13 protein-coding genes are annotated in these 12965 nt (G+C 45.3%); 6 read left to right on the top strand and 7 right to left on the bottom strand.

From position 1 onward, the window contains the following. Positions 1 to 8: 8 nt before the first annotated feature. The 3 genes from ACN0QW_RS12620 to ACN0QW_RS12610 all read left to right on the top strand — a co-directional run bounded on the left by ACN0QW_RS12620 (position 9) and on the right by ACN0QW_RS12610 (position 3866). On the top strand, positions 9 to 1352 hold the full coding sequence (locus tag ACN0QW_RS12620) for an NAD(P)/FAD-dependent oxidoreductase (RefSeq protein WP_417431985.1): 1344 nt from the start codon (positions 9 to 11) through the stop codon (positions 1350 to 1352). 240 nt (positions 1353 to 1592) lie between these two features. Continuing rightward, entirely contained in the window at positions 1593 to 2948 is a 1356-nt protein-coding gene (locus ACN0QW_RS12615) for an HlyD family type I secretion periplasmic adaptor subunit (RefSeq protein ID WP_417431984.1), read from the top strand. 99 nt (positions 2949 to 3047) lie between these two features. Further along, the gene (locus tag ACN0QW_RS12610) at positions 3048 to 3866 is read left to right on the top strand and encodes a substrate-binding periplasmic protein (protein ID WP_417431983.1); all 819 of its coding nucleotides are present in this window, start codon (positions 3048 to 3050) and stop codon (positions 3864 to 3866) included. 29 nt (positions 3867 to 3895) lie between these two features. Here the strand turns inward: ACN0QW_RS12610 and ACN0QW_RS12605 are convergent, their stop codons facing one another. Next, positions 3896 to 4684, bottom strand: a complete 789-nt coding sequence (locus ACN0QW_RS12605; protein ID WP_417431982.1) for an FCD domain-containing protein — start codon at positions 4682 to 4684, stop codon at positions 3896 to 3898. 161 nt (positions 4685 to 4845) lie between these two features. On the opposite strand from ACN0QW_RS12605, the gene ACN0QW_RS12600 reads away from it, so the two are divergent. Next, entirely contained in the window at positions 4846 to 5979 is a 1134-nt protein-coding gene (locus tag ACN0QW_RS12600) for an alpha-hydroxy acid oxidase (protein WP_417431981.1), read from the top strand. Positions 5980 to 6059: 80 nt separating this feature from the next. On the opposite strand, the gene ACN0QW_RS12595 is transcribed toward ACN0QW_RS12600, so the two are convergent. The 3 genes from ACN0QW_RS12595 to ACN0QW_RS12585 are packed head-to-tail and all read right to left on the bottom strand — an operon-like array spanning position 6060 to position 8828. Next, positions 6060 to 6533 carry a GDYXXLXY domain-containing protein gene (locus ACN0QW_RS12595; protein ID WP_417431980.1) on the bottom strand — a complete coding sequence of 158 codons (474 nt, stop codon included), beginning with the start codon at positions 6531 to 6533 and terminating at the stop codon, positions 6060 to 6062. Further along, entirely contained in the window at positions 6524 to 7708 is a 1185-nt protein-coding gene (locus tag ACN0QW_RS12590) for a DUF4401 domain-containing protein (RefSeq protein ID WP_417431979.1), read from the bottom strand. Before ACN0QW_RS12590 ends, ACN0QW_RS12595 begins: the two co-directional genes overlap by 10 nt. Beyond that, positions 7701 to 8828 (bottom strand): DUF2157 domain-containing protein, encoded by a 1128-nt coding sequence (locus ACN0QW_RS12585; RefSeq protein ID WP_417431978.1) that lies wholly within the window; start codon positions 8826 to 8828, stop codon positions 7701 to 7703. The genes ACN0QW_RS12590 and ACN0QW_RS12585 overlap by 8 nt, the downstream gene beginning before the upstream one ends. Before the next feature lie 186 nt (positions 8829 to 9014). On the opposite strand from ACN0QW_RS12585, the gene ACN0QW_RS12580 reads away from it, so the two are divergent. After that, the gene (locus tag ACN0QW_RS12580) at positions 9015 to 9578 is read left to right on the top strand and encodes a hypothetical protein (protein WP_417431977.1); all 564 of its coding nucleotides are present in this window, start codon (positions 9015 to 9017) and stop codon (positions 9576 to 9578) included. A gap of 111 nt (positions 9579 to 9689) precedes the next feature. Next, a complete protein-coding gene (locus tag ACN0QW_RS12575) occupies positions 9690 to 10181 on the top strand; it encodes an AAA family ATPase (RefSeq protein WP_417431976.1) in 492 nt (163 codons plus the stop codon). A 9-nt stretch (positions 10182 to 10190) separates the two neighbouring features. Here ACN0QW_RS12575 and ACN0QW_RS12570 read toward each other — a convergent pair whose 3' ends face one another. The 3 genes from ACN0QW_RS12570 to ACN0QW_RS12560 all read right to left on the bottom strand — a co-directional run bounded on the left by ACN0QW_RS12570 (position 10191) and on the right by ACN0QW_RS12560 (position 12938). Further along, positions 10191 to 11072, bottom strand: a complete 882-nt coding sequence (locus ACN0QW_RS12570; RefSeq protein WP_417431975.1) for an RDD family protein — start codon at positions 11070 to 11072, stop codon at positions 10191 to 10193. Positions 11073 to 11365: 293 nt separating this feature from the next. Next, on the bottom strand, positions 11366 to 11899 hold the full coding sequence (locus ACN0QW_RS12565) for a hypothetical protein (protein WP_417431974.1): 534 nt from the start codon (positions 11897 to 11899) through the stop codon (positions 11366 to 11368). Positions 11900 to 12299: 400 nt separating this feature from the next. Continuing rightward, positions 12300 to 12938, bottom strand: a complete 639-nt coding sequence (locus tag ACN0QW_RS12560; RefSeq protein WP_417431973.1) for a hypothetical protein — start codon at positions 12936 to 12938, stop codon at positions 12300 to 12302. Positions 12939 to 12965 lie beyond the last annotated feature (27 nt).

Genomic DNA, 12965 nt, shown 5'->3' with positions numbered 1-12965 from the left:
AGGTGATTATGAAAGCTTATCAGGCGAAGCAACTCCCCAAACATAGAGGGAAGGCTGCGTGGCGGGACATATTGCCACCACGTCAGTCTGCTGCGCCTTTAACGCAAGACATTACGGCTGATTTTGCCGTAATTGGCGCTGGTTTTGCCGGACTTTCTGCGACACGACGCTTAACCCAGTTAAATCCTGGTGCTAAGATTGTTGTCCTAGAGGCTGGGGAAATTGCCGAAGGGGCTTCTGGCCGTAATTCGGGCTTTATGATTGATCTACCCCACGATTTATCATCCGATGATTATGCTGGACAGACACAAAGCAGCGATTTGAAGATGATTAGCCTTAACCGAATGGCAATTAATTTCGCAAAAGAGGCTGTCGAAGAGTACAATATCAATCCAGCTTATTTCGACTTGGCGGGGAAGGTAAATGGAGCGGCCAGTTCATCAGGTGTGTTGCATAATTTGGACTATGCAACGCACCTAGAACGTTTGGGAGAGCCTTCTCAAATACTGGATGCGCAGGAGATGGCAGAGCTTACGGGTAGTCGCTATTATCTGTCCGGGCTTTATACACCAGGCACAGCAATGTTACAGCCTGCTGGGTACATTCAAGGACTGGCTGATGGCTTAAAACGTTGCTCCAGAATATTTGAAAACACGCCGGTGATCAGCTTTTCTAAAGTGGGTAAGGATTGGAAACTGACAACACCAAAAGGAACAGTAACAACACCCCGGATTGTTATCGCTAACAACGGGCATCTCGAAAGCTTTGGTTTTATGCGCGGGCGATTGATGCATATCTTTCTCTATGCCTCAATGACACCAGAACTGGGTGGGGAGGATATTAAGTCACTAGGGGGACTCTCTCGTTGGGGCATAACGCCATCTGACCCCATGGGGACAACGGTACGCCGGATTGATACGGCGCTGGGAGGGAACCGAATTATTACTCGGACGTGTGCGAGCTTTTTGCCCGAGATGAAAGCATCAAAAGCAGGGCTTTCCCGTGCTTTAAGTGTGCAGCAGGAAAAATTCAATGCCCGTTTCCCTACGCTTGCTGGTATGAAGATGCAGTACAGCTGGGCAGGACATCTTTGCTTGAGCAAAAATAATGTGTCGGTCATGCGCGAGATTGAACAAAATATCTTTTCTGCCTGCTGCCAAAACGGTCTTGGTACTGCTCGAGGAACTATGACTGGTATTGGGGCCGCAGAACTCGCCAGCGGCCACGCCAGTGAAATTACACAAGCTTTTGGAAGCGAAGCTAGGCCTCAGAAACTTCCGCCGCGACCCATTTCGACAATTGGTGCCAATGCTTATTTACGTTGGAAAGAGTGGCGTGCGGGACGGGAATAAATTCTCATGATCGGAGGTTGTTTTTGTCGCTCTGATCTATAATTAATGTTGCGCTTGTTATCTTATTATTAATAGTTATCTGTTTGATTTATATTATTGTCTCGCCATTCCGGCAAAACGAGTATAATCTCAGACATTATATCTTGGCGTCAGGAATACGCCCACTAATACGCACTGCGCTCTTTAAATATTGTGGCAGATCCTCTTAATAAAGTTAGATGACTGAAGGGAGAGACGATTATGTCTTCCATGTCCAGAACAGAGGAAGATCTGCTCTTTATGTCAGATTTACAATCTGCCGAGCTTCGCAAGGGCCGTAAGGCTGCCTATGTCGTAACGTTTCTCTCCTTTTTCTTTTTTACGACTTTGTTTATCTGGGCATCCCTAACCGAACTGGATGAAGTCACCCGGGGCGAAGGTAATTTTACGCCAGCCCAAAAGACACAGATTATTCAGAATCTTGAAGGCGGAATTATTTCTGAAATCCTGGTGAAGGAAGGCGATACTGTCGAAAAGGGGGCTATTCTGGTTCGGATTAATAACTCGTCAGCTCAGGCAAGTGCGGATGATCTGGAAGGCCAGCGGAGAATACTTTCTATTTCGGTTATACGAATGATGGCTGAACTGAATGATACGCCGTTGGAATATACCGCCGAACAAATGGAAACATCAGCCGATGAAGTTGATGATCAGATGTCGCTTTATACTGCGCGAAGTAATCAACAGTCTTCGCAAATACAGGTGATTGAAAACCAGACACGGCAACGGGAACAAGAAATTTCCGAGGCAAATAGCCGGATAGGGCAGCTGAGGAACTCGCTTGGTCTTGCCCAACAAGAACGTAACATCACCAAGCCTTTGGTGGATAAAGGGGTTTTGCCTCGCCTACAACTTATTCGTCTGAACCGGGAAATCGTGGATTTGGAAGGGGAGATCAAAACGCTTGGGGTTAGTCTGCCACGGTTACGGGATGCGGTTCTTGAATCAAAGCAACGCCGCGATGAAATGATCCTGACAACCAAGGCTGAATTGTCTGATGAACTGAACCGGGCACGGTCAGAGTTGAAATCTGTGACCGAGAGTATGGAAGCCGGGGCGGATACCGTCAGACGTACGGATGTGAAATCGCCCGTTCATGGTATTGTCAAGGAACTGAAACGCAATACCGTTGGTGGTGTTATCCGCGGCGGCGAAGATATCGTCGAAATTGTTCCATTGGACGATACATTGATTGTCGAGGCTAAAATCCGTCCTTCGGACCGCGCGTTTTTGCAAAAGGGTCAGAATGCGACGATTAAGGTTTCTGCGTATGATTTTTCTGTTTATGGCGGCATGAAAGCCAAGCTGGAACGCATATCGGCAAGTACCATCAAAGACGAAGAAGGGGAAAGTTTCTACCGGATTTATCTGCGGACTGATGACAATAAAATCATCAGTAAGGGTAAAGAGCTGGAAATTATTCCGGGGATGACCGCCGATGTAGAAATACTGACGGGTAAGAAATCTATTCTGGATTATCTGTTGAAACCGATCTTCAAAGCCAGAAAGTCCGCAGAAGAAACAGCGCAACCGAAAGAGGTTGAAGAGGACGCCTAAGGTGCAATCGTAAGCACGTAGTTTATTTACCGATACCGGTATAAAATGCTAAGGGAACATTTAATGGAATCTTAGTGAAAAATTGTGTGTTTTTACATTATGGTATTATTCAACAAAGTTAAGTTGTTTTTGATTTTTGGACTTGTTATTTTTCTGGGGCTCTTCCCACACTATACAAAAGCGGAAAGTAAAAAAATCACAGCCTGTTACGATGGTTGGGAACCGTTTTATTATGCAAATTCCGAGTATGAAGCAGGCGGCGTTGTTGTCACGCTTTTAGACGAAATTGCTCGTGAAACGGGATATGAAATTCAATTCCGCCTTTTGCCCTTTAAAAGGTGTATGAAGCAAGTTTCTCAGGGCAAGATTGACATTCTTATGGTTACTGGTTTTACGACAGATGTTCTTATGGGGCGTACATCATTGGTAACGTGGCAAATCGGTGCTGTCGTTAAAAAAGACTATCCCAAAAACCATATTACTGGCTTGTCAGAGTTCAAGGGAAAGAAAGTTTTACAGTCGTTAGATTATGAATATCCTGAGAAAATAAGGAACTTTGCCCCTTATTGGAAGGTTTCAAAAGTTGGTTATTTTAACGGCGATAATCCTGATGTTGTACCACATGCTTTTACCATGGTTGAAAGGGGGCAAGTTGATACTTTTCTTGAAGATATTATCTTCTCGGAAAAAATTATTAAGGACAATGGTCTCAACCTTAAAGTTTTAAAGCCAGCTGTTGCATTTGAGAAAAATTATCTGGCTTATGCGTCGGGGCGCGAAAATCTATACCGGAAGTTTGAAAATGCTTTGCGAGCGCGTGCAGAAGACGGCCGGCTGGATCAGTTCTATAGCGATATACTTGGACAGAGTTGGTCTGATCTGGGAAATGAGGTTGATCAAAAAACGGAGCTATTTTAGGTAGATTAGATCACAGTCTTCTGATTTTTTTATTCCCGAGTATTTTTCTTTTGCTTTGCCATAAAGCGTTCCAGACGTCGTTTTGAAACTTCGATACGGTGATCTTCACGTTCCAAATCGCGGATAGCTTGCTGGACGTAAGCAAGGTGATCTTGCGATGCCTTTTGGGCTTCGTCGGGGTTGCCAGCCATAACAGTGTCATAGATGGCGTGATGTTGGGCGAGCAGACGTTCACGTGACCCTTGATGGGTATAGAGCTGCTTTCGACTTAGGAAGACGCCCTTTTTCAGAACTTCTACGAGGGAACGGATAACGTGCAAGAGCACGACGTTGTGCGCTGCTTCGGCGATGTTCAGGTGAAAATCAGCGTCGATACTGGCTTCCAGTTCCAAATCCCCTTTTTCATGGGCCGCATCCATGGCCGCTATACAGGCGGTGAGTATTTCCCGGTCGGCATCGGTGGCGCGCACTGCGGCATAATAGGCGGCATTACCTTCGGAAATAGCCCGGAATTCCATAAAATCATTTACGGTGTCAGGGTGGTTTTGAAAGATCGCGGTCAAAGGGTTGGTGAGGGATGGCCCTAGAAAGTTTTTAACCAGGGTGCCACCACCCTGATGGGTTTCCAGCAATCCCTGAGCTTCGAGCTTTTGCAGGGCATCGCGGAGAGAGGGGCGGGAAACATCCAATTGTTTTGCCAGATCACGTTCAGCCGGCAGGTACTCACCCGGCGGCAGTACGCCTTCGAGAATATAGTTCTCTAGTTGTTTTGCCACAGTATCCGATAGTTTTTCAGATCGTATTTTGTTCAGTGCCATCTTGCCCAAATATTTATTGAGATATTTTGGTAATAATAATTTACCACTTTACATAATTGGTAAAATTATTTATCCAATATGTCAATATTTCATCTGGTCCCAAGAAGATGGCCCCAAAAATGGCCATCAGCAAAGGGGAAAAGGGATAAGGAAAGCGTGTCATGGTTCAGGTTCTGGAAATTGGCGATCTAAAAAAACTGGCGCAACGTCGTGTGCCAAAGATGTTTTTTGACTATGCAGATTCAGGGTCCTGGACCGAAGGAACCTATCACGCTAATGAAAGCGATTTTCAAAAAATAAAGTTCCGTCAACGGGTTGCCGTGGATATGACCAATCGCACCCTCGCCAGTGAGATGGTCGGGCAGGATGTGTCTATGCCTGTTGCGATTGCCCCGACGGGGCTGACAGGCATGCAGCGCGCAGATGGCGAAATTTTGGCGGCGCAAGCCTGTGAAGAGGCTGGGGTGCCCTTTACGCTTTCGACCATGTCAGTTTGTTCTATTGAGGCCGTTGCCGAGAAAACAACTAAGCCTTTCTGGTTTCAGCTTTATGTCATGCGCGACAAGGATTTCGCCGGGCGTTTGATTGACCGCGCAAAGGCTGCGGGCTGTTCGGCGTTGGTCCTGACCCTCGATTTGCAAATTCTGGGACAGCGTCACAAGGATTTACGAAACGGTCTGTCCACGCCGCCCAAGTTTACGCCTCACCATGTCTGGCAGATGGCAACACGACCGGGCTGGTGTCTTGGAATGTTGGGTACAAAGAACCGTACCTTTGGTAATATCGTTGGTCATGCACAGGGCGTTGAAGATCTTAGTTCTCTGTCGTCATGGACGGCAGAACAGTTTGATCCCAAGCTTTCTTGGGATGACGTGGCGTGGATTAAGGAACGCTGGGGTGGGAAGTTGATCCTTAAAGGTATTCTTGATCCGGAAGACGCCAAGATGTCCCTGAAAACCGGGGCCGATGCTATCATTGTCTCCAATCATGGTGGCCGTCAACTCGACGGAGCGATTTCTTCTATCGAAGCATTACCAGAAATTGTCGAGGCCGTTGGCGATAAAGTCGAAGTGCACATGGATGGCGGTATTAGGTCCGGGCAGGATGTGTTGAAAGCCGTGGCCCTTGGCGCAAAGGGAACCTACATCGGCCGACCGTTCCTTTATGGTCTGGGCGCGATGGGCAAAGAAGGTGTGACCAAGTCGATAGAAATTATCCGCAATGAAATGGATATCACTATGGCCCTGTGCGGCAAGCGCGATATCAAGGACGTGGATCGGTCAATCTTGCGGTAATGCTTGTGTGTTGAAAACGAGCTCACAACACAAGCATTACAACTGGTTTATAAATCAGGTTTATCGTGACTAAGGCAGCCTTATGAAGCAGGCTCATCAACCAGGTCTGTCAGGATGTGGTTGCCGCTGTTGTCAAATTTGAAAACGCCGTATTTCGCATTTTGATAACGGTCTGCGTGGCCTTCTTGAAAAAAGAAAGAGTCCGGAACGATCTTTAAACCGTTATAGGATCGATGGTAATAAAGCCGCTTTTCATTCTCAGCTAGTGGGGTTTCATCATCAAACCTGACAAAGCTGGCTATGTGTTGTTCATTGACGCTGACGATCATGTAACCACTTTCGACATCAGGTGCTGCACTGGCTTCGTCGGCAACTCTTTCTATAACATAGCGCAGACGCATATAATCCCCTTGGATTAGTGAGCGCGGGTCAACCGGGGCTAATTCAAGCAAGACGGACTCGCCCTTGTCGATAATTTCTTCCTTTTGATAAATGCTATAGTTCAGGACCAGAAGGATAACAACGGTCAGGCCTATCATGATTTTCAGGCGCATGATGTGTCTCCTTGTTCTGTAGCCTTGTTGTTCAAGGTTACGTCTTCATTTGAGAATTGTGGCGCTGTCCGATCCCACCCCCTAAATTTAAGATAAAATTTCCCGGCAATCATAACGCCACCGCTAGCGACCAGAATGATTGATTTTTGAAGCAGGGTAATGTCGAGATTATAGTAATAAAGCCAGAGGAAAACAGGCAGAAGTAAGAAGCCAAGCAAGGTAAAGAGCTTGTCATGGCGCGCGTAGCCAAAAATCATCAAGCCGAGGGACAACAGGATACCGGGTGCAGATAACAAGGCGAGTAGTATTGTCCCGATAATGGCGACAATAATTGGTTCTCGTTTTATGTGTTCTTTCCCGCCAGCGGCCCAGATAATCAAGAAGATAAGGGCTGCCGCAAATAAGATGTTACTAGTGGATGAAGAGATAAAGAGCGGATTGTCCAGATAGTTAAATTCGGTGTGTGATGACAGAAAAAGGACCGAGATTGCGAGGCCAGTAATGAGGGCCTGTGCCACGGGCTGAAAGAAAGCGGCTACTTTGGGGTGGAGCAAAAGACAGCCCGCGGCGACAAGCTGAATCAGTATAAACAGGTTGAAGGCTATGTCGGTTGGCAGGCCGAGTTCATCTTCCCAAAGAATGTTGAGCAGGATAACGATCAAGACCCCCGTACAGGACATGAAGCGTTCGACATGCAGCCGATAAAAAGGATAGGTCAGTGCCGTGATGAGTAAAGAGGACAGGGCAATCGCAAACAGGTTTTCGCCAAAAGCTTCCAAGGTTGCAAAGACAAAAAGGAACTTACCCGTACCCATCAGGGCAAAGGAAACCTGGAGAAAGAAGTTTTTTTCCGTGGAGTTATCATCTGACGTAGCGGTGTACAGCCCGATTGCTACAACAATGAAAATAACGCTGGTGGTTAGTGCACCCACGGCGTTGTTAAAGCTAATGACTTCGATCAGGATCAAAAAACCAACAAAACAGATAGAGGCAATAAAGGCCCCGATGCCCGATAGAATTTTGAGGTAGATTGGAATGTCCGGCGTTTGTTGCTGTGCTTGAATGAAGCTGTTAATACCGTTTGGATCAGTAATCAGGTTCTGGTTTGACAGATGATCAACAAGATCTGCTGCAGACATTTTCTTTGGGTGTTGTTCCGTCTTTACGTTAATCATTTGAGGGCCCCGTGTCTTCTGTGGTTACACTTGTTGCTGTATTCTTTGCGGGGAGCGTTGTGACGGATACTTTATTTTCGTGCTGCAGCGTACGGGTAAGGTACCGCAGATACATGGTAAATCCCGTGATAATGCCGATGGTAACAATGCCCATCAGTAAAACGCCAAGCTCTTCTTCGTCCATGAGTATTTCAAATAGCACCCGGATTGTGAGGATTTCGACAATGATCAGGGCCGAAATGGTGATTGCAGCCAGTGACCAGATATCCTTTACGATTTTGCGGTAATAGACATAAACACAAATATGTCCAATTGCCCCGACAAAAGAGCCAATGAAAACGCCTTCATAAGCCAGATCAGGAGAAACAATTAATAGAAGGATGGGAATATTTAACAGGGTGAGGATCGGGATCAGAATGATCCAGCGGGTCCATTTTGCGCTCAACCAGTCATAGGCAGAGGCTGATCTTTGCGATAAGAGTTCACGTGTACAGAGAACAAGGCCGTTGAAACAGGCAAGAAGCGGTAATATCAATGGCGACCAGTCTGGTCCAATCCATGATCTTGCAGTCGGGACCTGTTCCCACCAAAGACCCAAAAAGACATTAAAAACAACAAGCCATAACACCCAATGAGCCGCAAATCTGGAGAGGATCGTCCAGCCCAGTATCAACAATGACCAGACCATGAAAAGCTGATAGGCGTCGGCCCCGGTTTGATAAATTTGTCCAAAAACAGCCAGAAAAACCCCGACAAAAACACTTGCAGATATAAGCGCAAGCTGCCCGGAAAGACGGTTCAGTCCGCAAACACAGGCGGCGATAATGCTGGCGATAATCGCAAACTGGATGCCCCCCAGCTTATGGGCGGGTAACAATTTAGCCCAGTTAAAGGCAAAGAAATATATGACGCCGGAAAGGACCAAACAAACCCCAAGCCCCAACAGTAACCTAGATGCCCAAATGCCCCATTGGGTATGAGGGATCAGGTGTTGCAAAGCTGCGTTACGGGTCTGCCGATTGATTTTGCCACAGCTATAGAGCTGATCAATCAAGGCGCGCGTAGCTGGAATTTGATCCAGCGACTGCTGGGGATCTTCAATTTGATCTGTGATGCTCATATGCTTCTCAAGCTTTGATAATCTATCAAGGGCTGTACCCAGTATTTCGTTGGTATATGTTGTTATTAAGTCGCTTTAACTTGATGACACTAGTTTATATAGATAACTCTTTTATCATCGGTGGTTGCAGAAGGAAGGTCAATTTTCTTTTTGTATCAATGTTGTCTGTTGTTTCTGAGAGGGAAAATGAAACGTAATAGGTCTTTGTTTGTTTTGTATATGCTATTTATCGGCGGGTTCTTGTCCGCTTGCTCTCAACCTAAGAGTTTTTTGTCGGATATTTGGTATTCTTCGCTAACAAGCACTCCAATACCGACCTATTCTAAAGACAACAGCTCTTCACAGTTTGCAACTTTCAGAGACAATCAATTATTAAAGGCAGAACAAAAGCTTGAAACAAAAATTACATTGCTTATTGAGCAGTATGATTTTCAAAGTGTAATTCTCAATTTAAAAGAAAACTCTTTTGTTTGTGAAGAGTATGAAACAGAAATAGCTGATACAGAATACACAGGTTTTGCGGTTTGTGTCGCATTATACTCTTCGGGATATGATCCTAAAAGTGATTGGAGAAGGCGCACTCCGCCAGCTATGATTTATGGAATTGGACCTCTAATTGTATCTAATGACGTTGAGTGGTCAGTTATATTGTTTAAGCGTAAAAATGGAATTGATCAGTACGTTTCTGTGAAAGATCTTGCTGTTGATGAATTTCATGAAGCATTAGATGCTAAAAAGAAAAAGCGATAATGTACTTCGATGCGAAGTGGTGTTGAGAATATGTATAAATAATTTCGATCAGTATTTTTAACGTGTAATTTTTATCGTAGATTAATTTATGTAAATGTTAGGAATTAAATTTTGGCGTGTGTTTATTTGATTGTCGGAAACACGGGGGCAGGGAAAAGCACCTATGCGGCGAAGTTGGCCGAGCGGGAAAATGCGATTATCTTTTCCGTAGATGAGTGGATGAAGACCCTGTTTTTTATGGATATGCCGGACCCGCCGCTTTATTCTTGGGCGCTGGAGCGAACGCAGCGGTGTGAAAGCCAACAGCTGACTGAAACGCGTAAGGTCGTGAGTAAAGGCGTTCCGGTTATTCTCGACTTGGGTTTTTTCGGTAAAAGTCAGCGCGAAAGGGTTGCTGACTTTCTGAAAGATCATGGCTGTGATTATCAGGTGCACTATCTGGATGTGGATAAAGAAACCCGCTGGGATCGTGTGAGCCATCGCAACGAAGCGCAGACGGAAACCTTTCAGTTCGAAGTCTCTCGCGAGATCTTTGATTTCTGTGAGACGATTTTCGAGTCTATGGATGACGAAGAGCGCAAATCGGCCGTTATCGTAGGGTGAACTCTGGGATCAAAACCAAGCGATATAGGGTGAATAAGGACTTCTGGAAAAATAAAGATAGAGGCCAATTACAACAAGACCTGCCCAGAATTGAAGGCCGTTATTTTCCCGATGAGCAATCGTGGTGTTTAGGCTTTTATCCCATGAGGTTGCTTTATCCATCGTCAGATCAAAATAGCCGTACATTTGGGTGATGAGGGACAAGACGGGCAGACCAAGCGCAAAACCTTTGGTGTACACTAAGGCCTCACGTTTGGCTGTCTGCTTCATGGAAAGTCGTAATCCGTCTTTAGAAAGAACTTTTATCCCAAGAAGGTACTTGCCAATTGTTGTACCGAATATTCCGGTTAAAACCGTGTTTATGATGGCAACAGAGCTAAAAAAGAGAACAGGTATCCCAATCAGGATTGCGACTAAATCAATAATGGAAAGCTGTTGCATATATTGGTTAAGGTCGTTCGGGGTAAAGTGAGCCATTGCGGGGGAAAAAATCAGATTGGCATAGATTGATATATCAACCCAGCGGGCAAAATATCTCCGCCAGGGATGTGGGGAGAGATCATTCCAGATGCCTTTTCGGTTGTTGTTATCTTGTGCCCTTGAAGCTGTTTCGGAAGCTGTTGATTGTTTGGGGGCATCTTCACTTGAGGCTTCGTCATTTAACTCTGAATTATCTAGCTCTGCCCCGTTTAATTCATCCCAAGTGAAATCACTTCTACGGATCTTGAGTTCTTTATAGGCAAGCCATGTGTCGCTGTCCTGTGTTTCTGGGGCATGCGGACGTACAAAGCTGTAGCCCGCAATAACATTGGCTTTGAAAAGCTTATAGAGTTCCAATTTCGTTACAGGGCCAAATTCCTGATTATCTGCCCAGTAGTACCATGTTTCCATAAACAAGCCTGGTGTTGAACGTTAGTGTAATCGTTACATGTGATGGGGTGATTTATGACGGATATTTGCCATTTTGACCAGCGTTAGAGATTTGCGACATCCTTTGAAGCATCGACGTTAAATATTTTGACGCTTATAACTTTCTTGATGGCATCAATGTTTTAGTATGCCCTGATTAAAGGCTTGGTAAGCTGGGTCAGATTCCATGGCCAGATAGTCGGCTTCGGGCACAAGATCCAAAATGTTTAAAAAATATTTGCAAAATTGCCATTGTTTTGCGTTTTAGAAGGCACCTAATATCGCAGTTGTTTCCCTGTTTTACAGCTAGCCAGCGCACGTGGATAGGCGCGCTCTATGCTTCTATAAGCGACGTTGAGCTTCGCAGACAGATTCTTTGTCGCGCAATCACATGCTTCTACTGATTGAGTATCTAAACATCTTTTATGATGACGATCCATTTTGTCTTGATAGTCTAAAGCCGTTAAGCCCAAGCGCACAGAAGGTGAAACACCCTGCGTCTTTGCAACTATTTCCATGACTTCTTTATGGGATGTATTGCATGCCTCAACAGTGCGCTTAACCTCTTCTTTTGATGGTGGCGTGCCGTTCATAGATCGCAGATAATAAGTATCTGATGCGGAACAAGAATGTATGCACGTTTTATAAGCCGGCACCTCAAGGTCTTCAATTATATAACGCTTAGCGCGACACTCATCACTCTTACGCTTCATCTCATTCACTGTTGTTTCACCGCCGTTTGATTGTGCCTGTACAGGCGTACCAAACAAGACCAGACCTGTAATTAAAACACTGAATAAAACGCGCATAATATAGCTTCTCTATAATAAATTTTCATTATAGAGATTAGACAAACCTTCAAGATTGTTCCAGTCTAAAAAAACAGCATGTGTTCTTTAATTGGCGCATGAAATTTTCATTCATATACCCGTTTTGATTGTTTTGCTATTTGCCATGCCAAAAATGGTCTTCCATTTTCTCTACCAGATTTTTGTTGAATGGAGGGCACATTTACACCCGCAGGTTAACTTGAGATCAAGCGAAGTAGGTGGTCCCGCCATAGAGCAACGATTTTAAATGAAAAATAAGAGTAGAGAGAAGTACCATGCTGAGAGATCTACAGGGAAATTTCAAAGCATGGCATCAGTAATTGAGACACCGTGAGTTCGGGGCCTTTGAGTTTTGATCCTGTGTTTGGGGCTTGTGGGATCAGGCTAGTTTGAACCAGAAGTCCAGATCGACGCTTTCTGGATCAAAAATATCCAAAAGTTCCAGACAGGTATCATCCTGAACATAGCCGTTACAAATGCGTCGTGCCATGCCGAGGTTCTCAACAAAGGCTATTTCGGAATAGGTGGTTTCATCAACCTTACTCATGAAATGAGCCCGTGGTTCGTCAAACTTGCTCAGGTATTTTTGTTCAATCCGGGCAGATATTTCCAGCATGGATTTCTCATCAAACTGCTCAGGTGATTTGGGGCTGAAGGTGCCAAATTCAATACAGGAAAAATCTGTCGGCACACCCACATTTTCCTTGAGGATCATATTGGGGGTGAGACGAATGCTGTCTGGCTTGAGTAACGCCATGAACTCTTGAGAACTTTTGGCTTTGGGGTGGGCTTCGCACATCGACATAAAAGACTGATGGTCGTTTGCCATAATGGCATCGGCAAAATGCCCTTTGTCATTCCCCAGAAAACAATGCATGGCGATGCCTTTCTGGGTGGACAGAAAATCCTGTCGCCAGTTCAGGGCCGCTTCGATGATTTCGGCGGTTTCGACACCGTCGCGTTTTTCATAGCGGGCAAAGCCCATTGCTTTGAGGGGGCCAAGATCTTTTTTGAACATGCCGTTTCTTCCATTTCTATCGCTATA

Source organism: Kiloniella sp., from assembly GCF_048259265.1.
Classification (GTDB): Bacteria; Pseudomonadota; Alphaproteobacteria; order Kiloniellales; family Kiloniellaceae; genus Kiloniella.
This window is presented reverse-complemented; position numbering and strand designations above follow the sequence as displayed.